The sequence below is a fragment of the Mixta mediterraneensis genome (assembly GCF_014946725.1).
GTDB classification, from domain to species: Bacteria; Pseudomonadota; Gammaproteobacteria; order Enterobacterales; family Enterobacteriaceae; genus Pantoea; species Pantoea mediterraneensis.
The window spans coordinates 107,471-132,377 of record NZ_JACFXY010000006.1 but is presented as its reverse complement, the minus strand read 5'-3'; the positions used below and the strand labels follow the sequence as shown (position 1 = coordinate 132,377).

General features: G+C 50.5%; 32 protein-coding genes and 3 pseudogenes. 24 read left to right on the top strand and 11 right to left on the bottom strand.

The window, feature by feature from the left end; translation table 11 throughout:
• The first annotated feature begins 4 nt into the window (after positions 1-4).
• From H2P46_RS12575 to H2P46_RS12555, 5 genes are read left to right on the top strand one after another with little or no spacing between them, the layout of a single operon-like run.
• Complete coding sequence (locus H2P46_RS12575) at positions 5-418, top strand: phage GP46 family protein (protein WP_193405384.1); 414 nt, start codon at positions 5-7, stop codon at positions 416-418.
• Positions 411-1,490: a baseplate J/gp47 family protein gene (locus tag H2P46_RS12570; protein WP_193405383.1), complete on the top strand. Its 1,080-nt coding sequence runs from the start codon at positions 411-413 to the stop codon at positions 1,488-1,490. The genes H2P46_RS12575 and H2P46_RS12570 overlap by 8 nt, the downstream gene beginning before the upstream one ends.
• Positions 1,491-1,492: 2 nt before the next feature.
• Positions 1,493-2,080, top strand: coding sequence for a YmfQ family protein (locus H2P46_RS12565; RefSeq protein WP_193405382.1), 588 nt, complete (start codon positions 1,493-1,495; stop codon positions 2,078-2,080).
• Positions 2,067-3,113 carry a S66 peptidase family protein gene (locus tag H2P46_RS12560; protein ID WP_193405381.1) on the top strand — a complete coding sequence of 349 codons (1,047 nt, stop codon included), beginning with the start codon at positions 2,067-2,069 and terminating at the stop codon, positions 3,111-3,113. The genes H2P46_RS12565 and H2P46_RS12560 overlap by 14 nt, the downstream gene beginning before the upstream one ends.
• Positions 3,110-3,646 carry a tail fiber assembly protein gene (locus tag H2P46_RS12555; protein WP_193405380.1) on the top strand — a complete coding sequence of 179 codons (537 nt, stop codon included), beginning with the start codon at positions 3,110-3,112 and terminating at the stop codon, positions 3,644-3,646. The genes H2P46_RS12560 and H2P46_RS12555 overlap by 4 nt, the downstream gene beginning before the upstream one ends.
• A 282-nt stretch (positions 3,647-3,928) precedes the next feature.
• Here H2P46_RS12555 and H2P46_RS12550 read toward each other — a convergent pair whose 3' ends face one another.
• Positions 3,929-4,174, bottom strand: coding sequence for a DinI-like family protein (locus H2P46_RS12550; protein WP_193405379.1), 246 nt, complete (start codon positions 4,172-4,174; stop codon positions 3,929-3,931).
• Between the two features lie 99 nt (positions 4,175-4,273).
• Positions 4,274-4,717, bottom strand: a complete 444-nt coding sequence (locus H2P46_RS12545) for an Arc family DNA-binding protein (RefSeq protein ID WP_193405378.1) — start codon at positions 4,715-4,717, stop codon at positions 4,274-4,276.
• A gap of 118 nt (positions 4,718-4,835) precedes the next feature.
• On the opposite strand from H2P46_RS12545, the gene H2P46_RS12540 reads away from it, so the two are divergent.
• Together H2P46_RS12540 and H2P46_RS12535 are read left to right on the top strand one after the other, a co-directional pair.
• Positions 4,836-5,003: an Arc family DNA binding domain-containing protein gene (locus H2P46_RS12540; RefSeq protein ID WP_193405377.1), complete on the top strand. Its 168-nt coding sequence runs from the start codon at positions 4,836-4,838 to the stop codon at positions 5,001-5,003.
• A 97-nt stretch (positions 5,004-5,100) separates the two neighbouring features.
• Positions 5,101-5,700: pseudogene (locus H2P46_RS12535) on the top strand (phage antirepressor N-terminal domain-containing protein); the annotation flags it as partial.
• A gap of 450 nt (positions 5,701-6,150) precedes the next feature.
• Here H2P46_RS12535 and H2P46_RS12530 read toward each other — a convergent pair.
• Entirely contained in the window at positions 6,151-6,492 is a 342-nt protein-coding gene (locus H2P46_RS12530) for a hypothetical protein (protein ID WP_238938992.1), read from the bottom strand.
• A 148-nt stretch (positions 6,493-6,640) separates the two neighbouring features.
• Here H2P46_RS12530 and H2P46_RS12525 point away from each other — a divergent pair.
• A pseudogene (locus H2P46_RS12525) lies at positions 6,641-6,811 on the top strand (NADP-dependent isocitrate dehydrogenase); the annotation flags it as partial.
• Positions 6,812-7,363: 552 nt separating this feature from the next.
• A complete protein-coding gene (locus H2P46_RS12520) occupies positions 7,364-8,323 on the top strand; it encodes a glycosyltransferase domain-containing protein (RefSeq protein ID WP_193405374.1) in 960 nt (319 codons plus the stop codon).
• A gap of 232 nt (positions 8,324-8,555) precedes the next feature.
• On the opposite strand, the gene H2P46_RS22800 is transcribed toward H2P46_RS12520, so the two are convergent.
• On the bottom strand, positions 8,556-8,879 hold the full coding sequence (locus H2P46_RS22800) for an HXXEE domain-containing protein (protein WP_202987438.1): 324 nt from the start codon (positions 8,877-8,879) through the stop codon (positions 8,556-8,558).
• On the opposite strand from H2P46_RS22800, the gene H2P46_RS22795 reads away from it, so the two are divergent.
• A complete protein-coding gene (locus tag H2P46_RS22795; protein WP_202987437.1) occupies positions 8,859-9,071 on the top strand; it encodes a hypothetical protein in 213 nt (70 codons plus the stop codon). The two genes, H2P46_RS22800 and H2P46_RS22795, sit on opposite strands and share 21 nt — an antisense overlap.
• A 716-nt stretch (positions 9,072-9,787) precedes the next feature.
• Positions 9,788-9,955, top strand: coding sequence for a hypothetical protein (locus H2P46_RS12510; protein ID WP_193405373.1), 168 nt, complete (start codon positions 9,788-9,790; stop codon positions 9,953-9,955).
• Positions 9,956-9,996: 41 nt separating this feature from the next.
• Here the strand turns inward: H2P46_RS12510 and H2P46_RS12505 are convergent, their stop codons facing one another.
• The gene (locus H2P46_RS12505) at positions 9,997-10,167 is read right to left on the bottom strand and encodes a YgdI/YgdR family lipoprotein (RefSeq protein ID WP_193405372.1); all 171 of its coding nucleotides are present in this window, start codon (positions 10,165-10,167) and stop codon (positions 9,997-9,999) included.
• A 239-nt stretch (positions 10,168-10,406) separates the two neighbouring features.
• The gene (locus H2P46_RS12500) at positions 10,407-10,655 is read right to left on the bottom strand and encodes an ElaB/YgaM/YqjD family protein (RefSeq protein ID WP_193405371.1); all 249 of its coding nucleotides are present in this window, start codon (positions 10,653-10,655) and stop codon (positions 10,407-10,409) included.
• Between the two features lie 187 nt (positions 10,656-10,842).
• On the opposite strand from H2P46_RS12500, the gene H2P46_RS12495 reads away from it, so the two are divergent.
• Positions 10,843-11,049, top strand: coding sequence for a DUF2767 family protein (locus tag H2P46_RS12495; RefSeq protein ID WP_193405524.1), 207 nt, complete (start codon positions 10,843-10,845; stop codon positions 11,047-11,049).
• A 153-nt stretch (positions 11,050-11,202) separates the two neighbouring features.
• Here the strand turns inward: H2P46_RS12495 and H2P46_RS12490 are convergent, their stop codons facing one another.
• Together H2P46_RS12490 and H2P46_RS22985 are read right to left on the bottom strand one after the other, a co-directional pair.
• A complete protein-coding gene (locus tag H2P46_RS12490; protein ID WP_193405370.1) occupies positions 11,203-11,760 on the bottom strand; it encodes a hypothetical protein in 558 nt (185 codons plus the stop codon).
• A 65-nt stretch (positions 11,761-11,825) separates the two neighbouring features.
• Complete coding sequence (locus H2P46_RS22985) at positions 11,826-12,155, bottom strand: hypothetical protein (RefSeq protein ID WP_238938991.1); 330 nt, start codon at positions 12,153-12,155, stop codon at positions 11,826-11,828.
• A 213-nt stretch (positions 12,156-12,368) separates the two neighbouring features.
• Here H2P46_RS22985 and H2P46_RS12485 point away from each other — a divergent pair, with 213 nt between their 5' ends.
• From H2P46_RS12485 to H2P46_RS12470, 4 genes are all read left to right on the top strand, one after another.
• Positions 12,369-12,548, top strand: a complete 180-nt coding sequence (locus H2P46_RS12485; RefSeq protein WP_193405523.1) for a hypothetical protein — start codon at positions 12,369-12,371, stop codon at positions 12,546-12,548.
• Between the two features lie 118 nt (positions 12,549-12,666).
• A complete protein-coding gene (locus H2P46_RS12480; protein WP_193405369.1) occupies positions 12,667-12,891 on the top strand; it encodes a YgdI/YgdR family lipoprotein in 225 nt (74 codons plus the stop codon).
• A 108-nt stretch (positions 12,892-12,999) separates the two neighbouring features.
• Positions 13,000-13,383, top strand: coding sequence for a hypothetical protein (locus H2P46_RS12475; RefSeq protein WP_193405368.1), 384 nt, complete (start codon positions 13,000-13,002; stop codon positions 13,381-13,383).
• A 21-nt stretch (positions 13,384-13,404) separates the two neighbouring features.
• Positions 13,405-13,818: a GNAT family N-acetyltransferase gene (locus tag H2P46_RS12470; RefSeq protein ID WP_193405367.1), complete on the top strand. Its 414-nt coding sequence runs from the start codon at positions 13,405-13,407 to the stop codon at positions 13,816-13,818.
• Here H2P46_RS12470 and H2P46_RS12465 read toward each other — a convergent pair whose 3' ends face one another.
• Both H2P46_RS12465 and ldcA read right to left on the bottom strand, forming a co-directional pair.
• Complete coding sequence (locus H2P46_RS12465) at positions 13,819-14,481, bottom strand: MBL fold metallo-hydrolase (protein WP_193405366.1); 663 nt, start codon at positions 14,479-14,481, stop codon at positions 13,819-13,821.
• Positions 14,482-14,505: 24 nt separating this feature from the next.
• On the bottom strand, positions 14,506-15,426 hold the full coding sequence (ldcA, locus tag H2P46_RS12460) for a muramoyltetrapeptide carboxypeptidase (RefSeq protein ID WP_193405365.1): 921 nt from the start codon (positions 15,424-15,426) through the stop codon (positions 14,506-14,508).
• A 167-nt stretch (positions 15,427-15,593) separates the two neighbouring features.
• Between ldcA and emtA the strand changes: the two genes are divergently transcribed.
• Positions 15,594-16,223, top strand: a complete 630-nt coding sequence (gene emtA, locus H2P46_RS12455) for a membrane-bound lytic murein transglycosylase EmtA (RefSeq protein ID WP_193405364.1) — start codon at positions 15,594-15,596, stop codon at positions 16,221-16,223.
• Positions 16,224-16,249: 26 nt separating this feature from the next.
• Here the strand turns inward: emtA and H2P46_RS12450 are convergent, their stop codons facing one another.
• Positions 16,250-17,197 carry a sugar-binding transcriptional regulator gene (locus tag H2P46_RS12450; protein WP_193405363.1) on the bottom strand — a complete coding sequence of 316 codons (948 nt, stop codon included), beginning with the start codon at positions 17,195-17,197 and terminating at the stop codon, positions 16,250-16,252.
• A gap of 184 nt (positions 17,198-17,381) precedes the next feature.
• On the opposite strand from H2P46_RS12450, the gene H2P46_RS12445 reads away from it, so the two are divergent.
• The 7 genes and pseudogenes from H2P46_RS12445 to H2P46_RS12415 all read left to right on the top strand — a co-directional run bounded on the left by H2P46_RS12445 (position 17,382) and on the right by H2P46_RS12415 (position 24,902).
• On the top strand, positions 17,382-18,323 hold the full coding sequence (locus tag H2P46_RS12445; protein ID WP_193405362.1) for a D-ribose ABC transporter substrate-binding protein: 942 nt from the start codon (positions 17,382-17,384) through the stop codon (positions 18,321-18,323).
• Between the two features lie 12 nt (positions 18,324-18,335).
• The gene (locus H2P46_RS12440; protein WP_193405361.1) at positions 18,336-18,935 is read left to right on the top strand and encodes a DUF2291 family protein; all 600 of its coding nucleotides are present in this window, start codon (positions 18,336-18,338) and stop codon (positions 18,933-18,935) included.
• Complete coding sequence (locus tag H2P46_RS12435; RefSeq protein ID WP_193405360.1) at positions 18,935-20,449, top strand: sugar ABC transporter ATP-binding protein; 1,515 nt, start codon at positions 18,935-18,937, stop codon at positions 20,447-20,449. Before H2P46_RS12440 ends, H2P46_RS12435 begins: the two co-directional genes overlap by 1 nt.
• Before the next feature lies 1 nt (position 20,450).
• Positions 20,451-21,554, top strand: coding sequence for an ABC transporter permease (locus H2P46_RS12430; RefSeq protein WP_193405359.1), 1,104 nt, complete (start codon positions 20,451-20,453; stop codon positions 21,552-21,554).
• Between the two features lie 91 nt (positions 21,555-21,645).
• Complete coding sequence (locus H2P46_RS12425) at positions 21,646-22,476, top strand: transketolase (protein WP_193405358.1); 831 nt, start codon at positions 21,646-21,648, stop codon at positions 22,474-22,476.
• Entirely contained in the window at positions 22,469-23,413 is a 945-nt protein-coding gene (locus H2P46_RS12420; RefSeq protein ID WP_193405357.1) for a transketolase family protein, read from the top strand. The genes H2P46_RS12425 and H2P46_RS12420 overlap by 8 nt, the downstream gene beginning before the upstream one ends.
• A gap of 2 nt (positions 23,414-23,415) precedes the next feature.
• Positions 23,416-24,902, top strand: a pseudogene (locus H2P46_RS12415) (FGGY family carbohydrate kinase).
• Positions 24,903-24,907: the final 5 nt, after the last annotated feature.

Here is a 24,907-nt window from a genome sequence, read left to right as displayed (position 1 = left end):
CACCATGATCCTCTATGTTAATGGAATCCGAAAGGATGCCACGGATCCGCTCAATCTTTTGACGCGCGCCGTAGTGATTTCTCTTTTCACGTGGCGCCGCGCTGAGCGGGACGATAAAACCCCGCAGCCTTACGGCTGGTGGGGCGATACGTGGCCCACGGTTCAGAATGACCGTATCGGCTCCCGCCTGTATCTGCTGAAACGCCGGAAACTCACCAACAAAACCCCGCAGAATGCCCGCGAATATATGCAGCAGGCGCTGTCGTGGATGACTGAGGATGGTGTTGCGGCGCGCATTGATGTGACCTCTGAGCGTACCGGAATAGACACACTGGCCGCTGGCGTAACGGTTTATCAGCGGGACGGGGCCATTCACAACATTACCTTTGATGATATCTGGAGCGAACTGAATGGCTGACAGTCAATTTGCACGCCCTGAACTCCCGCAGCTGATCGCCACTATTCGCAGCGATTTACTGACGCGCTTTCAGCAGGATACGGTATTGCGGCGCATGGATGCAGAAGTTTATGGAAGGGTGCAGGCTGCCGCCGTACATACACTGTATGGCTACCTTGATTATCTGGCACGCAACATGCTGCCTGATTTGTGCGATGAGGACTGGCTTTATCGCCATGCGCGCATCAAGCGCTGTCCACGAAAAGATGCTGTTGCTGCTTCGGGGTTTATCCGCTGGGATGGACTCGGCGGTACGCCAACCCTGCCGGCTGGAACGCAGATTCAGCGCGACGATCAGGTTACTTTTACCACCACCCAAACTGTTAAAGCCTCCGGCGGCCTGTTACGTGTGCCGGTTGTTGCCGATGTGGCAGGGAGGGCCGGGAATACTGACGACGGCATTGCGTTGCGCCTGGGCACGCCGATTAGCGGTATTCCATCAACCGGGTACGCCGACACGCTGAACGGCGGGGATGATGTGGAAGCGCTGGAGACGTGGCGCGCGCGCGTGATGGAGCGTTACTACTGGATCCCGCAGGGCGGCGCAGATCCGGATTACATCATCTGGGCGAAAGAAATTGCGGGGATCACCCGTGCCTGGACGTTCCGTCATTATCAGGGGACAGGTACCGTTGGTGTGATGGTCGCCACCAGTGATCCGGCGAACCCTGCGCCAGCGGATGATGAGGTACAGGCAGTGCGCGCGCATATCCTTCCGCTTGCACCTGTTGCCGGCAGCGGCCTGTTTGTCTTTGCTGCAACTGAGCATGTTATCCCGATGACAATCGCCCTGGCAAAAGACACGCCTGAAATCCGCACGGCGGTCGCTGCTGAACTGAATTCGCTCATGCTTCGTGATGGTCAGCCGTCCGGGAAGGTCTATCTGTCGCGTATAAGCGAAGCAATCAGTCTGGCAACCGATGAAGTGGCACATCAACTCCGCTCTCCGACGGTTGATATAATGCTGGGGCAAACCGAACTGCCAGTGCTGGGAGAAATCACCTGGCAAACCTACACGGAGGCGACTGAGTAGCCATGGCGCTGAATGATGAGTACACGCAGCTGCTTTACCATTTGTTGCCACCCGGGCCAGCCTGGGAAGGAAAGAATCCACTTATCGAGGGCCTTGCTCCGTCGTTAACCCGCGTACACCAGCGCGCTGGCGTATTCATGAAGGAGATTGATCCGGGGCAGACTTCTGAACTCATAGATCGGTATGAAGCGCTTTATGGTTTGCCGGACTCCTGTGCGCCGCCTGGTGTTCAGACGTTGCGCCAGCGCCAGCAGAGGCTGGATGCGAAAGCTAATGTTGCTGGTGGAATTAATGAGCGTTTTTATCGTGAGCAGCTTAACGCGCTTGGTTACACCACGGCCACGATTGAACAATTCCAGAACCTTGACAGCTCACCGGACCCTGAATGGGGCGAGTTCTGGCGCTATTACTGGCGCGTGAATATTCCGGCTGATGCCAATATCGCATGGCAGACCTGTACCAGCACCTGCGATTCAGCGATCAGAACGTGGGGTGACACTGTAGCCGAGTGTGTGATCGATAAGCTTTGTCCCTCTCACACCGTCGTAGTTTTTGCTTATCCGGAAGGAACAGAAGATGCATCGAATTGATACGTCCACGGCTCAAATCGACAAATTTGGGCAGGGAAAAAACGGTTTTACCAATGGCGATCCGGCGACAGGCCGTCGTGCTACCGATCTTAACAGTGATATGTGGGACGCAGTACAGGAGGAAATCTGCGGCGTTATTGAAAAATCAGGTCTTGTATTGAAAAAAGAACAGCATGATCAACTTTACCAGGCCATCGTAAATATCATTACCTCCAGGATACCTGACGCCTTACTTCGGAATAACAATTTATCCGATGTGGTAAATAAAGCCGTCGCACTTTCAAACCTTGGCGGTGTGCCGGCTACACGTAAAGTAAATAACAAAGCTTTGTCACAAGATATTACAATTGCTGCTGGTGATGTAGGTGCCGTGCAACAAGGGGGCGGTACTGGCATGGCTACAAACAAGATTTATTTGGGCTGGGATGGTGCCAAGTTGGTTGCACAGGTTGATGCAACTCCGTTAGGGAAGGTATTTTGTGAGCACTCCCCTCCTACAGCTGCACAGTGCGGGGCTTTCCCAGCAGATGGTGGAGTTGTGGGCAATAAAGGACTTATGTCCCCATTCATGATGGTGAAAGGTCATGGTGCGCTTAACCAGCAAGGAACGTGGATTGGATGGAATGAAAGCAATGGTCAGGGCGAATCAAATTTTATTAATAATCGAGGTTCAGGCACAGGGGGATTCAAATTCCGCATTGTAAATGCTGATAATTCAAAACAGTCGGGTGAAATGTCTATCAGTGGTGACGGAAGCCTTAATGCATCCGGGACAGTCTCTGAAAGAGGACAGCGCGTTTACAGCCCTAACAACCCTCCACCTGTTACATCGATGGCCGTGACGAATGTGCGCCGGGGTTCCCAAATCTGGTTGGCGGCTATAGGTGGTGGCGGGGGATTAGAAGTACCAGCAGGACACTTTGTCACAGGCGGACGAAATAACGGAACGTCGAACACGGCTGGCCTTGGCTTCTGCTACCGCCCTCTTCAAATCTGTATTAATAATAACTGGTTCACCATTGGGGACATATGATGCTCATCATGCAATCTTTTTCTTTATATACTCCGAAAGAAACCATTGCTGAAGGAATACAGTATCTTCGAGATGAAAATAATAATGACTGGTATGAGGGGCAGAAACTATTTCATGCAGAAACACTCAAGGTCGTTTTTAATGCTGACGACATCATCATTTCTGCGGCAAAAGATGTTTCTGGCCTGTGGCCAGTGGGGGCGAGTGTGGCGGAAGTGAGTACGGGCAGTGTACCTGCTGATTTCTGTGTTGATGGGCGCTGGATATTTGATGGCAACGGTATCAAAAAGAAAACCTACAGCGCCAGTGAATGGCAATCATTGGCTGGAAATAAACGTCAGGAACTACTGGACGAAGCGAACAGCATTACAGCAGACTGGCGAACCGAGCTTAACCTAGGGATCATCAGTGATGGTGATAAAGCAACGCTGGTCGACTGGATGACGTATATCAAAGCGGTGAAGGCGCTGGATTTGTCAACGGTTAAGGATGAGGCAGGTTTTATCAGTCTAATTTGGCCTATAAAACCATGATCAAGTTACAGATCCCCGCCGTGAACGACGAGATTTCCACTACTCAGGCTACTACCGTCTGTATGATGGATTAGGCTGTCCTCCATGGGTAGAAACGACGAGTCCCGCCGCTTGTGATTTTATTATCGACAGGACATGCCGTTATTGCCAGAGGGATGGGGCAGTCAGACCGCCCGCCGAAGCAGGAAACCACCGAGGTAGGGCTGGCTACAGTCTGAATGCTGTAGGAATACCCATCCTTTAGTGTGGGGAAGGCAGATGTCAAAGAGTAGCTACTCCATGTCAGAAGAACCAGTCATCTGCTGACTCCCAGACCTCTTGCAGCATTTTTTCCACGTTCTTCCTGGTTTCATCTTTATCCGCTGCACGGAAGACAGAAAGACCATCGCTTCCAGCTGGTTTAACGATAACTTCAATGTCCTGGTATTGTTTACTCAGGCGCTTTGTCATTTCTTCCTGAAGTGCGGAAGGCGCGGTCTTCGGTAACTTTCCGTATTTTTCTTTGGCAATACTGATTTCGACACGCATTTTGATAGCTCCTTCACTGGTTGGATATACAGTTAAATTTTAGGCTGTATAAATACACAGTGTCAAGCGTGCGAAATACTGACGGAATGATTAATCAGCTCAGGATGGGGAGTTGTAAGGTATCTCTACTGAAAAACCTGTGGCATCCCATGACTTTTCCCAGACCTCATACCCCAGCGCTTTAAGTCGTTCAAAAGTTTTTTGAAATACTAATGTGAAGTCATCATCGCTAAGGCCTTCGAGATCTAGGTCATAAAGATCAACGTGAAGTGTGGTGTGTCCAATCCTTATCTTCTTATTGATTTCGGCAAATGTCCTTTTAAAAATAATGCCCGATAGCTCTTCCTTGGCTTTACTAACAATCTGGATGGCCTCTTGCGCAGAAATCACTTCATCTTCCTGGATCTCATTGAGGAAGCTGGCATCTAGCCTAAATACTATTTCAGCATTTAAGGAGCGATTGTTCACTTTGGCTGCGCTTTCCACTTTTTCTTTTAATTCAATAGGTAGCCTAATTCTAAATTGCGGATCTTCACGGCTCATTCTAACTCCGGTGTTAGAAAAAATGATAAGACTTGAAATTATGCCCCACTGTGGGGTTGACATCAATGACGCACGGTGTGACACTTCGATCGTCACACCGTGTGACGAAGGAGGATGTATGGAAAAAGCTAAAGAAATGTATCAACGTAAAATCCGCATACCGGATGATGTTAAGCGTGCGATTGTGATTAATGGTGAACGGCAGAGTCGTCAATTCAACACAGAAGTTATTCACCAGCTAAGAAAAGCTTATGGACTGATAGGAGGTCGAGGAGCACAAGAATGAAGCCCCGATGGGTGCAACCATCGAGGCTCCTATATCAACAATTCGTGAAGGAAATATTGACATGCCAATTTTAGCAATTGCAGATCGTGCAATCAACGTGCCTTTCCACGGCACTGAGCTTTATGTTGTAAACCACAACGGCGAACCATATACACCGATGAAGCCCGTTGTTGAAGGTATGGGTCTGGACTGGAAATCTCAACATAAAAAACTCACCCAGCGTTTCTTCAAAGGTATGGTTGAAATCACCATACCTTCAAAAGGCGGCATGCAGTTGATGAGCTGCCTTGCACTTCGCAAGTTGGCTGGCTGGCTCAACACCATCAGCCCTAACAAGGTAAAGCCTGAAATCCGCGATCGCGTCATTCAGTATCAGGAAGAGTGCGATGATGTACTTTATCAGTACTGGACCAAGGGGCAGGTAACAAATCCCAGAAAAGTGCAGCAGGGGAAAGCTGGTAAAATTACCAGTGACCAGCAGGAAGCGATCAAGCAATTGGTCATGACTCGCGGTAAAGCACTCCCGAAGGAATGCCAGGCCAAGGCGATGATTACTATGTGGTCGTCCCTGAAATCACATTTTGGCTGTAGTTATAAAGAAATCAGCGTTGAGCAGTTTACTGAGGCATTATCTATTGCAGCACGTGTACCGCTTGAAGGTGAATATATCGGGAAAATGGATCCCGGCCCAACACCGGATGATTTACCCAGCGAAAGGGAAATGCTCGCTTATCATGCCGAAACGATGGCCGAATACTTCAATATCATTTGCGATACATGGTTTAGCCAGGTTGAGCCTGCATTGAGGGCTATTGAGTCTCCATTGGCCGGGCGGCTTCATGATCGCTTTACCGATGGAAAAATGTTTATGTCGTCTATTAAGCGAAGAACCGAGGGCATGCTGCTACCTGGGGAGATTGCGAGATTCCACTAGACAGAAAGAAGCCCGCACTAAGCGGGCTTTCTCATCGCTCAGGAGCCGCGGCTCCTTTACGTATCCTTTTTTGTCCCGTTACCGTCTGGTCGGTGTCCTGCCGGAACTGCTAACTTCCTGTTTTTGCTGGTGCTGTCCTTGCACTGTCCTACTTGAAGTGGTGGAGCTGGCGGGAGTTGAACCCACCGCTATGCACCAAGGATATAGTGCGATTTATTGCTTTAAAATTGCCTTAGCCATTGCCCTCAAACGTTCAATTTGAACGTTTAACTCCGTGACAATTGCTTCAGGTTGCAGCTCCTTGTTGGATTGCACGAAGTCTCTGATTTGTATCATTTGGTGTGCGCGGATCTGTAATTCACTACAAATGCTCAGCTCATCAGGGTCATCTTGTGATTGTTCGCCTGTTTCAAATTCGACAAAAGTATGTGGCGGATTGTGATAGACACGAGAAATCGGGGTTGGCCACCAATCTTCACCGGTTACTACATCCGCATCGAACGGCACAGTTTTATCAATCTCCATCAGTTTCTGAATGAGAACAGAAGTTTTCAAACTTACCTCCATTTAGTCCAAACGTGGTTATCAAAACTCTACGTAAACTATACAAAATCAGCTTGTTATGATGAAAGTAAAAGTAGTGGGTATAATTGCAGGAAAAACATTAAACTCTTTAAATTCAATAAAATAAGTTTGATTGCTAAAACTACTGCTGCGTCACATGGAATGGTTCGAAGCCGCCGATCTGATCGTTAAAGGCATGGAAGGCGCTATCGCCAACAAAACCGTGACCTACGATTTCGAACGTCTAATGGATGGCGCTAAGCTGCTGAAATGTTCAGAGTTTGGCGACGCGATTATCGAAAATATGTAATAACAGACGTACTTTCACTCCGACCTCTCTTATGGCGGTCGGTGTGATTTCACCCGTTCATCATTCTTTCTGCAAAAACCTTCTGCAAAACAGCTTAATAAATACGTCCTTTATACCGCCAAAACAAGACAGTTCTTTCCTCTGCCATTGTTATCTTTATCGGTCTGAACTGGCTTTTATGACGAGGCCGTCGCTGATTATCTACATCCTGACCGTGTTAAAGAGGTTCTGCCAGAGCTTTCTGTTTGTGGAAAGTGGGCGGGGTTCCATTCTCCCTGAGCCTTGATTTCTTTCTGGCCCAAAACTCTCTCATTGTGTTAACAAGTACAGAGAAGCTTCTTGCTGCTTTGCAAGTCCGCATCGTGATTAGCCGTTTGGATGCGAACACTGATAATATGTTCGTTTGGCCAGTGGAATTCATTTGACATGAAGTAAAATATTAAAGGCTCAAAATACGGTGGATAGATGTCATTTTTATCCGCTATTTCCTTTAGACCGGTTAGAAAATTATGTATTCTTTAATATATTGATTGAAAAAATTTAGGACTAGATATGATTTTTACTGCTGGCTCATATTGTCTTTATACTGGAGTTTTTGGTGGTTATGAGGAATTAAATGAGTTGCAAGGCGAAGCAAAAGCGTCAAAAGTTAAAAAGATTTGTTTTACCGATGATGAAAATATTACCAGTGATACCTGGGAGATTAGAATTGTAAAACCTGCCTTCCCTCTTGACTCGGTAAGAAGTCAAAGGATGGTGAAAGTCAATCCACATAAATTCCTGCCGGAATTTAAAAGCTCAGTATATATAGATAATACGGTTAAGCTACTTGTTGACCCTGTTAAATTGATTAAAGACTTTTGCAAAGCTGGCAATGTTTCTTTTCCAATACACTCTTTTAGAAACAGTGTTTATGAGGAATTTTTCGCCGTTGTTCAGTCAGGGCTAGATGATTCGGCTCGATTATTTGAGCAGATGAATCATTATCAAATAATTAGCCCTGATGCCCTTCATCGTAAACCCTATTGGGCCGGAATGATAATAAGAAATCATATGGAACCTGACGTAATAGAATTAATGGAAACGTGGTATGGGCAAATTTTAAGATACAGTAGAAGAGATCAGCTATCCTTAGTTTATTCGGAGTTAATGACAGGTATCAAAATTAACAAAATAGTCATTAATAATAATGAATCACAATATCATCAATGGCCTATCCAAAGTAAGCGTGATTTCAGCACGCGATCATGGTCACCCTCTTTGTCAGGTGCAATGCCACTTTTCGAAAAAATAAAAAATATAAAGAATATTGAGAATGAAGTAGAGAGGAAGATTAACGACCTGATATTAATGAAGGAAGAGATTGTAGAAAAATACAAACCTACTAAAACGCCAGAGGGTTTTGATCCTGAACTTTATTTGGCAATTCACAAAGATGTGGCTGCAGCAGGTGTCGATCCAGTTCAACATTTTCTCTCGCATGGCTGGAAAGAAGGAAGAAGATGGCGCTAATGCGTGATAATAAACCGCTCTCCTGTTCCAGATATGGGTAAAGCCCTAACAGACATTAGCGAACACTATCTGCACACAAATAGATAGCGTCGGTTTGCTGCATAAAGAAGCCCCGGCGAACGGGCAGTAACGACGTTGCGCCGGGCTGAGAAGGTTATGGAGCGGGTGATGGGTGATGAGGCACTAAATTCCGCATCGTCATGAGAAATATTAGCTTTTCTACGTGCGTCCTCTATTCAGAACGTGGAGGCGCTGCCAGCATCTCCCGAAGACGTCGCCCTATAAATTTGAACATATCGGCTTCCGGGAACGGGTATTTTGAGCTCCGGTCGCGTAACAGGCGAATGGGTCCGAGCCATAATACGACTATCGAGGCAAAGGCACCGATCAGGCCGAAAATATAGTCCGAATTCGTTGCCAGATGATGCGCGCTCACGAAGTGTATATAGCAGATGCCTAACGGCCACTGGAGCAGCAGCACGGTGACGAGACCGGGATTATAGAATGTCTTCATTCTGACGTTCGTAAGGATGCCATGATTGATGATCTGAATCATCCCCTGTCCGACTGGTATAAGGCCTCACCAGATCAGATCCGGGAAGAAGACTGGAATGATATAGAACGGATAGGTCAGAAAAATCACCTGACTGGCATTCAGGGAATACCGGTCTGGCCCCACTCGCTCTCCGAACATGACTATGTTGCCAATGCCCTGAAATCCTCCGGGAGCGCGTATTCTTCAAATTGATGCGCCAGCATAGCCATAAAGCTGTAGACGAGAATAATCTGAATTTATGTCAGGTGGTAAACGCCCCAGAACCCCATCATGTAAGCCAGGGCGACAAAAAGAACGCCTCCGACGTAATACCAGTTCTGCCGGTAGAAATTCACAGTGCTACTCCGGTGCCCGGTTGTTGTTGGCTGAATGATAAACGGCATTCTTTATAACGAGAGAGTGTGGATTTTTGCAACTTATTGATATAAAAATTATTAAATCAAAGTAAATAGTATTTTTTTTGAAAAAATGCCCGATTTAAAATCCCGTTTCGGCAAATGCTAAGCCAACGTAATGATGAGTATAAGCGTAGTAAACAATGCTTTAGCTGTTGGTTGAATTTTACTCAGCGTCGTTGTGCAAAATTAATTCTGTCGCTTTGATCTGATTGAATGATCACCCCTGGTCACAGAGCTTAATTGCGAGCGTTTAATTAATAAAAAAATAAACAATGCGTTAAGTTAGCTTTGTAAAGCTAAAACTGCCTCGTATACAGTCACCGATATGCTCAGCGTCTGGTGACGCGATTAGCAAAAATATGTAATTTCTAGAGTGATTAAACGCCCCGCGATGACAAAACGTTATCGCGGGTTTTTGCTTCTTATACAGGCAAAACGGCGCGATTATTAAGCGCGTGGATATTGTTATACAATCTGCCCAGTTTTATGTGGGTGCGGAGAGAATCAACCATGGCAAATCAGCAGTATCTTTTTTGGGTGATGGCGGGGGCGTTGACGCTATTGTTTCTGGTCGTTTCCGTGTTTGTGGGGATGTCACGTACCAGAAAGCATGGCTTCCTTACGTTTGGTATCATGTTTGCTGTGCTGGTAGTGGGCGCGATCGTCATAAGCCGTTAGTAAAAAAGTAAAAACCGGCGCGCTGGCCGGCTTTTTTAACATCAGGACTGGGGCTGACCTACCGGACCTGAACCCAGCGTGCCGCCTGGTGATGCCTGGCCACCTGGCGCATGTGGACGACCATCTTCTTTCACCGCGCTGCTGCGATGTGAACAACCGGCCAGGGCAGTTAGCGTTGCGACGACCAGCAGTAATGCTGAAGCTCTCTTCATGTGATCCCCTTTTCTGAAAAGTTAACAAAGGCGTTTCTAAGCTGAGGAAACATTAAGCATAGACAAGGAAATGCATCTGCTCAGAAAAATAGCGTTATTTTTCATAGGGTTTATCCTAAAACTAAATGTAATAAATTTTTAGCGATTGGTTAAGGGCCATGTCTGGCAAAAGAAGAGGAGGGAGCAGCAAGGGCAAAGAAAACAAAACGGAAGCCAGTGGCTTCCGTGAGTAAAAGGGATTATTTGCGTCCCAGCAGAAAGCCGATGAAAACACCGACGCCTGCGGCAACAGCCAGCCCGGCAAACGGGTTCGACTGAACCTGGTCTTTAATGCAATCCGCTGCATCGCGGGCCGCATAGCTAGCCTGGTTAGTATAACGACGCGCGGCACCTTTCACTTGATGCTTAGGTGAATTCGTTGCTTCACCCCATTGTTCCTGTGCAGCACCCGCCGTTTCTTTTACTGCATCTTCGATTTTTCCTGACATCTTTATCTCCTTGGTTTTAGTTACACTCTAAAAGCGTAGCAAATGTGGCCGGATCCGCGGAAAAAGAGCGTAAATGATTCAGTAAAAATCATTTCTGGCTGTGAATGTCCACAACTTTGCAGGCTAAGTGTTTACTGTCTAACCTTGTCGAAACAGAGATTCGCTCACAGCGAAATAGGGAGGGATGATGAAACGTGATGTGCTGAATGAAGACGATTATGATGAGGTTTGTCGGGTCATTGGCGATGCTGTGATCATGCTGGCTGAATCTGGTCAGGAAACCCGACGTGATAAAATATTTGACCTGTTAAAACGCACCCGACAGCATCGTTCACACAGTGAACGTGATGAACAACGTATCCTTGAACACGCGATTCGTTTAGTAAAACTCTGATGTAAAAAACCGGTTTCAGGCCGGTTTTATCGTTTATTGCTGAAATGCACGCTTGAGCAAACGGCTTTTACTCGTTTCCTTCACCGCCTGGAAAGATGCGCCATGGGTAGCGCGAACGTTTAGCTGAACCTACAGCGGTGCGGCTCCCTGCCGCTATGGCGAAGCAGGGTGGGTTGAAAGGGGATACCAGCTTACCAGGAAGTGGCGCAAATGGTCGAAACACCATTCAGCATCTTCAGCCTGCTGGCAATAATACTGGATAGTGATTTTTTCGTATTCTCGCTGACGCTGACGCAGCGGTGACCAGCACCAGTCCAGCACCGAGCGGGCATAGTTCACCAGTGAATCCGCCGCCATGTTATGCTGCGTTTCCTGTTCGCTGAGATAGTTATAAAAGGCATGTTCAAGCTGCAGGGCTTCGTTATGGTTGTGCTGAAGCAAAACCGGGCGAAAGGCCACATCGACAAATCCACATATTGCATCTGACGTTTGCTGCCAGTCGCAGGCCAGCGTCATAAATATGCCGTCCTGCAAATTTACCTCTTCCAGCAACCGCCGCAAATTAGCGGAATGACGAGTCACGGCAATCTCTTCGATACGATCGGTTTCGAGCGTGAGATCGATTCCGCAGGGATTCACTGACCCATCAGCATTATGCGTGGTGGGGAAAGGGAAATCGATATAACCGTTATTATCCAGACGCTTTTCCATAAGAGAAGAGGACCTCTCATTTAAGATTTCCTGACAATAAACCATCTTGCGGCAGGATTCATCCTTTAAGGGCATGTCCAGGTAATCTGGGTATCCTGATAAGGATTGATAAGACGAAACTGTTTATCAGAAAGACGCTGCGCATAATAACCCTCGCGCGTGACAGCAGAAGGCACATATCTGAAACGATCCAACGATTTCAATGTCCCACTCTGTACCGTGACATCCTTCTTACTGACTGAAAATGAGCTGACCAGGTCAAAAATAAGGCCATGCGTTTGTCCTAGCGGTTGCCCATACAGGGTGGTGACTTCGCCAAGGCAATCAACGCCCTGCGGCCCAGATGCGCATCCAGTCAGAAGGAGAAATAATGTGAAAATACCGCGTCGCAACATAATCCTGTTCCTGCATCATTCCCTCGGAATCGTGTGGCGCTGATTCTATCGCGTTGCGTCACTTATAGCTTGATCATAGCAGTTTTAAAACAGGTTCCCATTTGCATTTGTTTAATTGTTAAACAACAGAAATGTAAAGGGGTGACTTTAGTAGCAGATAAACGGTACTCTTGCCATCTTTGCGCACCAGTTAAGCAAATTCAGGGATAAATGATGAAAGAAGAAGAAGCCAGTCTAATGATTGTTCGGCATGCGATTGAAAAGCTTGAGGCTGAGAGAAAGCAGCAGGTTAACGCATGTGCCGATGCAATTCGTGAAGTCATGCAGGCGTACGATCGCGATTACGCCGGGTTAGCATTGATGTTAGTTGCGGCGGAAGTCGCAGCAGAATAACGTTTCACTGGTCAGCATCGCAGGACGCGATGCGACTTTTGCTGGTATTCTACCTTTTCCTGGTCTCAATTATTTTACGCTGTGCTAAACCTGGTATTTTACAACCAAGGGGTATTCCATGAAAAAGACGCTGATGCTGATTGGACTCATTACCAGCGGTTTCATGCTGGCGAGCTGTGCAAACGACCATGTTCTTCACACGAATGATGGCCGCACCATAGTGGTTGAAGGCAAACCGCAGGTGGATGAAGATACCGGTATGATCTCCTATAAAGATATTTACGGCCATGAGCAGCAAATCAACCGGGATCAATTGAAAGATATGTCTTCTGTTGGCAACTGACTGAACTTTTTCGGCTCGTTCCCCGCGAGCCGATTGCCTTTCTTCTCTCCTCGATTATGTTAAGCTAAAAAAAACAGTAAAATCAAAAAACTTCAGCGGAGAAACCGAATGAAGGCTGCAATTATTGTCGCGACTTTGCTGGCTTGCCAGACTGCGCCAGCCTGGAGTGAAAGCGAATTTCAAATCCACTGTCCCGGACGCCCAGTAATGACTGTTTCTCGCGCCGAATACGGACTCAGCACTGTGATGTGGCCGCAAGGGCATTTCCAGATTGCGTCCGGTCAGCAGCGCACGCGGCTTGAGGGCGGCGACAAAGTGGCCATCACCCGTTTTCGTAATGGCGATCAGCTTATCGTGAACAAAAACAGCGAACAGATCTTCTTCGTCTATCGCGGCAGCGATAAGCTGCTGCCCTGTAGCCGCACCGATAAGCGTGACGTTGATGTATTAAGTCTGGAGCGCTACGACGACAGCCAGCACCCTCATTCTTAACCCGCCACGCCAGGAGCATCTATGCAGCTGAACGTCACTGATAAGGTTATGCAACACGATTTAGATGAAATTCGTCTGGGCCTGAATGCTTTTAATAGCCGTTTTATTAATATCGATACGTTCAAAACCATCGGCGTGTTCGTTAGCGATGCAAACGGCAAAAAACTGGCGGGATTGACCGGTTCTACTTACGGCAACTGGCTGCGTATTGAGATGTTGTGGGTGAGCGATCTGTTGCGTGGTCAAGGGGTGGGGCGACAGCTGATTCAGGCGGCAGAAGAGGAAGCGCGCCAGCGCGGCTGTTTATATGCTCAGGTCGATACTGCCAGCTTTCAGGCTCGTCCGTTTTACGAGAAATTGGGTTATACGCTGCGTTTTAGTCTCGACCATTATCCTCATCACCACCAGCGCCATTACCTGAGTAAAATGCTGTAATCAAAATAGCGGCTGCTGGCGCAGATCCAGCGGCTGTTGCTCCGCTTCATCAATGGCTGCCAGCCAGCTTTGCAGTGTCACTTTTTGCCACGAAAGATGCCCGTGCGTGGTACTCATCAACACCACATCCGGTCGTAATGTGCGCAAAAATTCCAGCGACTGTTGTAGTTCGGTGGGGTTACTGTCCGGGACTAACACGGTCACCCAGCGATCGTGCGAACGCGTAATGGTATCGCCGACGAACAGATAAGTCAGACCCAGCGGTGAATGATAGAGAAAACTGCAGCTGCCCGGCGTATGGCCTGGTGTTGGCAGCAGATGAAAATCACCGAAGTGGGTTTCCGGCTGACTGAAGGTATTGTCCGGCTCCACATAACGGCTCACTGGCCCGAGCGAGCGATTATGGCAATACAATGCGTTATTAAAACGCTGCTGAATCACCGCAGCGCCGGGTGCAGACTCATGCCAGTGGGTGAAATAGTGACGGATCACGCCTCCGGCATCCGCTAACACTTCATGGTCCAGCGGATTTTCTACTCGCCCAATTAACAGGTTGCCGCGCGGATGGCGCAGCATAAACCCGTGCATCATTAAGTCATTCACAGCATCTTCCACCGGAAATTCCGGGGTTGAGATCCACAAATCGTCATACAGCGGCTTCAATGTCGATCTCCCAAACCATAAGGTTTAGCGCAAAACGGGATGTCCGGTCGCCTGCAGCTGCGCCTGGCCCTGCATCACCTGCAAACGTGCGCTGGCGCCTAACGGTAATGTTACGGTATCCGGGGCGTGACCAAAGGTTAAGTCGCTGATAACCGGCAGGCCGCTTGTATCACGGATACGCTGCCAGACGGTAGAAAAATCAAAGCCGTTGTCATATGCCGAGAGCGCCGTGCTGGTAAAGCTGCCCGTGACAATAGCGCGCTGCCGCGCCAGAATGCCGCACTGCTGGAGCTGAATGAGCATGCGTTCAATGCGAAACGGATGCTCATTCACATCTTCAATGACCAGAATACCGTTCTCAATTTGCGGCAGCCACGGCGTCCCGATCAACGAACAGATCATCGCCAGATTGCCGCCCCATAGCGTACCCTGCCAGTTGCCGTTATCCGGCGTCGTGCTTTGCCACGCCACATTGACTGTAGGCGATGATAACGCCTGCCAAAAGTGCTGCAGGGTAAAATCAGATAAAGCCTCCGCGCCAAAGTTTCCTGCCAGCATCGGCGCGCTAAAGCTGATCAATCCCACCTGCGCCAACAGCGCTAACTGAATGGCGGTAAAGTCGCTGTGTCCACACAGGGCCAGCGGTTGGTTGAGTAACCGGCGTTGCAGGCCGATATAATCGATTGCTTCAAGCAGGCGGCTGGCACCATAGCCGCCGCGCACCGCCAGTACAATATCCGGCAGCGTTTCAAGCTGTGCGAGCTGATTAATATCTGCCAGTCGTTCGGCATCGGTTCCGGCAAAACGCTGGAACCGGCGCGCAATGACCTCGTCATTTTCTACCTGATGCCCGGCATCACGCAGATAATTAACCCCGCGTTTCGCTGCAGGCTGATTGTGACAATAACCGGAAGGGGAGATGAGATGGATTGAACGGGGAATCATAACGCTTTCCTGCTGTTAGCGGGGTGTATTTTCTGGCGATGATGACGAAAAGTGGCGGTGAAGTCATCCCACGCTCCCCTTTTTTATGTATTTAGGATAAATGGTAATTTTGCTGAACGGCGCGCCAGGTATGATAGCTCGCGTGATCCCTGCGACGAGATGAAAAATTGCTGAAAATTCGCTGCGTTGTGCTCTCGGCTTTACTTCTGACTGGCTGTGCCAGCGAACCGCCACAAACCTACGTCAAAGAGAAAAACACGCCCTTAACCCAGGCACCGCCTTCCAGTGTCAATGACGCCTGGGCTCTGTTCACCGAAAATGCCGCCAGTCATTATGGCGTTGATGAAAAGTTGATCAGCGCCATTATTAGTGTCGAATCGGGTGGGAATCCAACCGTGGTAAGCCGTTCTAATGCGGTGGGATTAATGCAGATTAAAGCCTCTACCGCTGGGCGCGAGGTGTACCGCACTCAGGGGCGTCGTGGTCAGCCGTCAAACGCTGAATTGCGTGATCCGGCGAAAAATATCGATATTGGTACAGCCTATCTGAAAATTTTGCAGGATTCGGCGCTGTCAGGCATTCGCAACCCGCTGACGCTGCGCTATGCAACCATCGTGTCTTATGCCAATGGCGCCGGTGCGCTGTTGCGTACATTTTCACCTAATCGCGATCGTGCCATTGCGATGATCAATGCGATGTCGCCCGATGAGTTTTACCAGCATGTGCAGAATAAACATCCCGCCGCGCAGGCGCCGCGCTATTTGTGGAAAGTAACCACGGCCTATCGAACGATTTGACGGCCCGGCAGAAGTGCGCTGTTCAGCTACTCCAGCAATAACCGCGCGGTCGGATAATCCACGATCAACACGTTTACATAGCCACCGCGCAGCGCGCCGCGAATGGCCTGGGCTTTATCCGTGCCCCCAGCCAGCGCCACCACTTGCGGACACTGTTTAACCTGCGCCAGTTCCATACCAATCACCGGATCCTCGTCGGTATGCAAAACCGGCTTGCCCGTATCATCAAAGTAGTGCAAACAAATATCGCCAACCGCGCCGCGTTCAGCGAGGATACGCAGCATCTCTTCATCGTAATAATTGCCAGAGTTACGCAGCAGCGCCGAAGGCTCCAGATCGCCAATACCGACAATCGCTAAATCTACCTCGTCAAACTTACGCAGCACTTCAGCCACATCGACATTTGCCGCCAGGCGCTGTCGATCGCTTACCGAATGCTCAATCGATTGGGAAGGCAATAACCATGCCGGACAATCCAACAGCGCCGCCAGATTTTGCGTTAAAATTGTCGCCTGCACGTTGCCGTTGGCACCGACACCGCCCAGCAACTGTATGACACCTTTACAAGGCGCGTTAAGTGGATGCAGCGCATCGACCATGGCGCGAATAGTACCGCTCCAGGAGGAGATGCCAATCAGTTCATCAGCGCGTAAACGCGTTTCCAGATAGTGTGCCGCCGCCGAACCAATCGCCTGTTTAACCTGCAACGCCGACGCGTTGTCTGGCACATCCACCACAATAGCTTGCGGCAGGTTATAAATCTGCTCAATGGCTTTTTCCAGCTCGGGAAAGACATTGGCAGGCGGCACCACGCTAATCTTCACTACACCTTCTTTCACGCTGCGATTCAGAATGCGTGAGACAAAAGACTGTGACAGTTTTAACGACTGGGCAATCTCTGACTGCTTCATCCCTTCGACATAGTAAAGCGTGGCAATCTTTACCATTAGTCGCTGTTCATCCTGTTTAGCCATCAGTTATTCCTTCTCTGCTTCTGCCCGATATTGTTAACCAGGGCGGTCAAAATCACAATGCAGGACAAACTGTGATCGTTTTCGCTTTTTAGCAATCCGGCATTGGACGGCGCGTAAAGGTCGGCGCATAGTCTGTTTGAATATAAAATCGAACGTGAATATTTATTCAAGCGAAGAATAACCGATGACCCTACCTCTCGTCAAAATTACCTTACTGGCATCAATAATGGCATTTTCAGCCGTTTCACTGGCGGCAGATAAAGGCTTGCTGGCAATCATCACCCCCTCACACGACAACCCGTTTTTTAAAGCTGAAGCCGAGGGCGCCTTAGCCAAAGCCAAAGCGTTAGGCTATGCCACGCTGGTGGCCTCTCACGATGACGACGTCAGTAAACAGAATCAGCTCATTGAAACCGCCATTGCACGTAAAGCAAAGGCCATCATCCTTGACAACGCGGGCGCGGATGCCACGGTTGGCCCGGTACAGAAGGCTAAAGATGCCGGCATTCCCACTTTTCTTATCGATCGTGAAATCAACAAAACGGGCGTGGCGGTTGCGCAAATAGTTTCCAATAACTATCAGGGCGCCCAGCTTGGCGCAGAAAAGTTCGCCAAACTTTTAGGCGGTAAGGGCGACTATGTTGAGCTGCTCGGCAAAGAATCCGATACCAATGCGGGCGTGCGTTCGCAGGGTTATCACGATGTCCTTGATGATTACAGCGATATGAAAATGGTCGCGCAGCAAAGCGCTAACTGGAGTCAGACTGAAGCCTTTAGTCGCATGGAAACCATTCTGCAAAAAAATCCCAATATTGCTGGCGTGATCTCCGGCAACGACACCATGACGCTCGGTGCCGAAGCCGCCTTAAAAGCCGCAGGGAAAACCAAAGTGATTGTGGTCGGCTTTGATGGCAGCGACTACACACGTGATTCCATCCTCAACAAAGGCAATATCAAAGCCACCGTATTACAGCCGGGCTGGGAGCAGGCGCAAATGGCAGTCGTGCAGGCCGATGACTACCTGAAAAACGGCAAAGCGCAGAAAGAGGAAAAGCAGCTGATGGATTGTGTGCTGATTGACGACAGCAACGCGTCCAGACTGAAAAACTTTAACCTGGCCAAATAAGGCGGAACGCGGATGAAGCGGATGCTGGCTGTATTGGGCGCAATGGCATGGTTAAGTGCCTGCACGGTGGTTGATCTGGATGCGAACGGCAAGCCGATCCTGCCTAAAGATCCCAACGCTAAACCGGGCTATACCAACCAAACGCCGCAGCAGATCGCGCAAGAAAGCTGGCCAACCAGGGTGATGGAGACCGCAAACGGTCACGCGCTGAGCTGGGCAGATATGGAAACCAAAAGCCAGACAGTGAAGGCCGGCACCAGGGAGAGCGTTTTCGTGCGGGCCAGCGGCGTTGTCAGCGTGTTTGATGACAGTAACGCACGTGAACGCACCCTGACCCTGACCTTTAACGGCAAGCCCGTGAAGGTCAGTATTGGTCCGGTGCTTCGCAGCAATGCTATCCGGGATGCCGCTGGTTTTCGCTTTGAAGAGTTCACGAATCAGGTCCAGTATGCGCAACTCACCAAAGCGCTGAACCGTCATGCGGTAAAACAATTGCCACCAGTTAACGCCAGCTGGGTCAACAAACCGGTGCAGGCACTTATGGCGGTCACGATGGCGCAGGGCAGCGTTGAGGATGTCGTAGCTATTGAGCTGAAACGGGGAGAACCCTGATGAGCGATGAAATCATTCTACAGGCGAATAACGTGTCCATGCTGTTTCCCGGCACGCTGGCGCTGGATCGGGTCGATTACCGCGTCTGGCGCGGCAAAGTCAACGTCATCATCGGCGAAAATGGCGCCGGTAAATCTACGCTGATGAAGATTCTTGCCGGTGTTCAGCAACCAACCAGCGGTCAACTCTTGCTTAACGGTGAGAGCGTGGTGTTTGGCAGTACCCGTGAGGCGGCGCGTCATGGGATTGGCATGGTGCATCAGGAGTTAAATCTGTTCGAAAACCTGTCGGTGGCGGAAAACCTGTTTTTGGGACGCGAGCTGCAAAAGGGCATACGTCCAATTAGTCAGGCTGAACAGGAGCGCCGCACTGCCGCCCTGATGCAGCGGCTGGATCAAAACATCTCGCCAAAAGAGCGTGTCGGCAACCTCAAGGTTGGGCAACAGCAGCTGGTCGAAATCGCCAAAGCGCTGGCAGAAGATGCTGACATTTTGATCCTCGATGAACCTACCTCGGCGTTAAGTAAAACCGAAGTGGAAATTCTGTTCCGTGTCATTCGTGAACTGACGCGTCAGGGGGTTTCTGTCATCTATATCTCGCATCGGCTGGAGGAGTTGATGGCGATTGGTGATGTCATCACTATTTTACGCGATGGGTGTTTTCAGGCAGAAGCCAAAGTCAGTGAAATTGATGTGCCGTGGATCGTGCGCGAAATGCTCGGTAGCGAGCCGGTCACCAATTTTCTGCCGGAAGAGCGTGACTTTGGTGCGCCGATACTTGAAGCCCAGCACATTACCTGTGTGAGCCCAAACGGCAACATCCTGGTGGATGATGTGAGTTTTCAGGTACGCGCTGGCGAAATCGTTGGCATTTATGGACTGATGGGCGCGGGCCGCACGGAACTGTTTGAATGTCTGTTAGGCAGTCAGCGCAACTATTTTGGCAAGCTGTGGCTTGACAGCAAACCACTGCCCACACGGCTGCCTACCGCCGAACGCATCCGCATGGGAATGAGTCTGGTGCCAGAAGATCGCAAGCGCGCCGGTATTTTTCCGGTCTCTTCGGTTGCCAGCAACCTGACGATTGCCAGCCTGTGGCGGCGTTTATCGCATCGCTTTTCAATCGCGCAGCAGGCAGAACAGCAAGCGGTAGCCAGCACGGTAGGCAACCTGTCGATCAAAGTGTCCTCGCCCGACGTGGCGATTAGCGCATTAAGTGGCGGTAACCAACAGAAAGTGGTGATTGGCCGCTCATTGCTGACGAACCCGCGACTGTTGTTGCTGGATGAGCCAAGTCGTGGCATTGACGTAGGCGCTAAGGCGGAAGTCTTTCGCATGATGGTGCAATTATCACAGCAGGGTATCGCGGTACTGTTTTCGACCTCGGATCTTAAAGAAATTATGGCGGTGGCCGATCGCATTCTGGTGATGTCTGGCGGCAAACTTACGGCTGATATTCCACGCCATCAAGCGGAAGAATCAGCGTTGGTTAAAGCAAGTGCGCAGGGGTTTTAACATGAAAACCAGTCCAGCCGTGGCGCTGACCACTCAACCTACCAAAGCGTTTAATTCACGCGAAAGCGTGCTGTTATTGTTGCTAAAGCTGCGCACCTTTATTGCGTTAATCCTTATTGTCGGTTTTTTCTCCATTACCGTGCCGGACTTTCTTGCGCCTGGCAGCATGGTCATTATGGTGAAGCACATTGCTATCAATGCCTTCCTGGCGCTCGGCATCACCTTTGTCATTATTACGGCGGGCATTGATCTCTCTATCGGCGCAACGCTTGGGTTATGCGGCATGATCGCCGGTTGGCTGATCACGAAAGGGATTGTGCTGCCGTGGTTTGGCATTGCGATCTTTCCCAGCGTCTGGCTGATTGTGCCGATAGTTCTGCTAATCGGTGCCTTAATTGGCGCGGGCAACGGCTGGATTATCACTCGCTATAACGTCGCGCCGTTTATCTGCACGCTTGGCACGATGTACATTCTGCGCGGTGCGGCAATGCTCACTTCTGGCGGTGAAACCTTCCCGGGTTTGCAAGGTAATCCTCAGCTCGGCAATACCGGTTTTGACAAAATTGGGGCAGGCAATTTCCTCGGCTTGCCTTACGCCATCTGGATAATGGTGCTGCTGGCACTGGTTATCGCCTATATCGCCCGTCGGTTGCCGTTTGGCCGTCAGGTCTATGCCATTGGCGATAATGAACGCGCTGCCGAGTTATCAGGGGTGAAAACCAGACAGATAAAAATTCTGGTGTATACGCTTTCCGGTTTCTGCGCAGCGATTGCCGGTATCGTCGTGTCGTCGCAACTGGTGGCAAGCCATCCCGCTAACGGCACTGCCTTTGAAATGAACGCTATCGCCGCAGTGGTACTGGGTGGGACGTCGCTGGCGGGCGGTCGCGGCACCATCCTCGGCACGCTAATTGGCGCTTTTGTTATCGGCTTTCTGGCTGATGGCTTAATTATGATGGGCGTGAGTGAATTCTGGCAGATGGTGATTAAAGGCATCGTCATCATTATCGCTGTGATCATCGATCAAACGCAGAGCCGTATGCAGCAAAAAGCCGCCGTAGTCGCGCAGAAAGCGCTGATTGAGGAGGCTGAGAGTAAGCACTGAATCGGTAAGGGTGCAGGACACGCTTGTCTGCACTTTTTTTTAGCATCCATGAATATATATTCATAAACGATTTAAAATTCAGAGGTGGTCTATGAATCCTTTTAATCTCTCGGTGGACGAGCTGAAAAGCAAAGCGCGGGCGATCCGCCGTCGTATTATTCAACTTAACGCGGGCAGCCCGGCGGGAGGTCATACTGGCGCTGATTTATCGCAGGTGGAAATTCTGACGGCGCTTTATTTTCGCATCCTGAATTGCGCACCCGATCGAACCGAGGACGATCAGCGCGACATCTATATCCAGTCGAAAGGGCATGCAGTTGGCGGCTATTACTGCGTATTAGCCGAAGCGGGCTATTTTCCTGCGGACTGGCTGCCAACTTATCAACACGCCGATTCGCATTTGCCGGGCCATCCGGTGCGGCAGAAAACGCCTGGCGTTGAGCTGAATACTGGCGCGCTGGGTCACGGTTTACCCGTGGCGGTGGGCATTGCGATTGCTGCGAAGAAAGACAACAGCAAGCGCCGCATTTTTGTAGTGACCGGTGATGGCGAGCTGGCAGAGGGCAGCAACTGGGAGGCGGCATTGGTGGCGGCCCATTACGGCCTCGACAATCTGATCATCATTAATGACAAAAACAAACTGCAACTGGCAGGCGCGACGCGCGACATCATGAATACCGATCCGCTAGCAGAAAAATGGCGTGCCTTTGGGCTTGAGGTGACGGAATGCAGCGGCAATGACATGGCTGCTGTGGTTGAAACGATTGAAAACCTGCCGCAAAACGGTAAGCCGCAGGTCATCGTTGCGCATACCGAAAAAGGTTTTGGTATCTCCTTTATTCAGAGCAAACCCGAATGGCACCACCGCGTTCCGAAAGGAGAAGAGATCGCGCTGGCAATGGAGGAACTGAAAGATGAGTAATGCACAACATTTAGCCAGCGTGATGGTGACAGCCTTTATCGATGCCGTTAACCATGGCGTGGATCTCGTTCCGGTGGTAGCGGATTCGACCTCGACCGCAAAAATCGCGCCGTTTATTAACGCCTTTCCCGATCGGCTGATCAACGTGGGTATCGCTGAACAAACCCTGGTCGGCACTGCTGCCGGCCTGGCGCTGGGTGGCAAAGTCGCGGTCACCTGTAATGCGGCGCCATTCCTGGTATCGCGAGCCAACGAGCAGGTAAAAGTCGATGTCTGCTACAACAACACCAATGTCAAACTGTTTGGCCTGAATGCGGGGGCCAGTTATGGCCCGCTCGCCAGCACCCATCACAGCATTGATGACATCGCGGTGATGCGCGGTTTTGGCAATATTGAAATTTACGCGCCGTCTTGCCCGCTGGAGTGCCGCCAAATCATTGATTATGCGCTGGCGCACGTTGGGCCGGTTTATATCCGTCTTGATGGCAAAGAGCTGCCTCAGCTGCACGAGGAAAACTACCAGTTTAAGCCCGGCCAAATCGATCAGCTGCGAGAAGGTAAAGACATTGCGCTGGTGGCGATGGGGTCCACGGTTCACGAGGCAGTTCACGCCGCGCTGCAACTGGCAGAGTCTGGCATTTCAGCCGGTGTGATCGCCATTCCATCGATTCGGCCTTGCGATACCCAACAGCTGCGTAACCTGCTAGGTCACTATCCAGCGGTAATCACGGTTGAAGAACACAACGTCAATGGCGGCGTTGGCAGCCTGTTCGCAGAAGTGTTAGCTGAAGGCGGCTGTGGCATTCCGCTGTTGCGCCTGGGTATTCCAGATGGTGAATACGCCATTGCTGGCGATCGTGCTTCAACACGCGCACACCACGGCATTGATGCGGCCAGCCTCGTAAAAAATGCATTGCGCATCTGCGCGGGAGCGTAAGCATGGAAGATCCTGTGATTCTGGCGATCGATGAAGGCACCACGAATGCGAAGGCAATCGCGGTGAATCGCCAGGGAGAAGTGGTGGCGCGCGGTAGTCAGAATTTGACGCTGGACCATCCGCAGCCGGGTCTGGCAGAGCAAGATCCCCTGGCGATCTGGCTGGCAGTCAAACAGGCTATCACGCAATGTCTGACTCAGTGCGCGGGAAGAGCGGTTGCGGCAGTCGCAATCAGTAACCAGCGTGAATCGGTATTGATTTGGCAACGTCGTGACGGCAAGCCACTGACACCGCTGTTGAGCTGGCAGGATCGCCGCTCCGAATCTTTTTGTCGCGATCTCCATCAGGCTGGCAAAGCGCCTCGCATTACCGGCTTAACCGGGCTGGCGGTTGATCCGATGTTTCCCGCCGCCAAGCTGACCGGCATGCTGGCCGCTATTCCTGACGGCGCTGCTCGTGCCGCAGCGGGAGAGTTATGTATTGGCACCGTTGATAGCTGGCTGACCTGGCAACTCACCGCAGGGGGAAGCTTTATTACCGATCATGCCAATGCAGCACGGACGCAGCTTTACAGCCTGCATCACAATGACTGGGACGATGAGCTGCTGGCGCTGTTTCAACTGCCGCGCGCAGCGCTTCCAGCGATCACCTCATCCGCCAGTGAACAAGGCGTGGTGGTGGTAAAAGATATTCCCGGCCTGGCGCCAGGTACGCCAATCCTGGCACGCATTGGAGACTCCCATGCAGCGCTACAGGCGCAGCGTCGTGGTGATGCGGAAGTAGTAAAAGCCACCTACGGCACCGGTTCATCCCTGATGATGTCAATGGCGACACCGCTGATGACCGAAAACGGTCTTAGCACCACCGTGGCATGGCATGACGGGCAGCTGCGCTTTGCCTTCGAAGGCAATATTACCCACACCGGTTCAGGTGCGGCCTGGCTGGGGAAAATACTGGGAATTCACGATCCCCGCGAATTAACCACGCTGGCCGCAAGCGCCGCGAATAATCAGGGTATCTATTTCGTTCCGGCACTCTCCGGCCTTGGCGCACCATGGTGGGATTTAAAGGCGCGCGGCATGGTGTGCGGACTGACCGATGCCGCGACGCCCGCTGTCTTAGCCCGCGTGGCGCTGGAATCTATCGCTTTTCAGATCGCCGATGTGTTCTTCGTAATGGAGCAGGCCAGCGGCGTGCAGCTCCCGGCGCTGTGCGTTGATGGCAGCGCGACTGAAAACGCCTGGCTGATGCAGTTGCAGGCTGATGTATTGCAACGACCACTGCAGCGCGTGCCTACTGCCGAAGTCTCGGCGCTGGGGTCGCGTTGCTGGCAGGGAAAGTGCTGGGCTGGTGGCAACAGGGTAGTGAAATGCAGGCGCTGCAAGGTGGCAGCGTGATAATGCCACGTGAACAACACATAGAAAACATGCAGGAAAACTATAAAGGCTGGCTTGATGCGGTGGCCCGTTGCCGTTATCAGCCACAATAACTTTT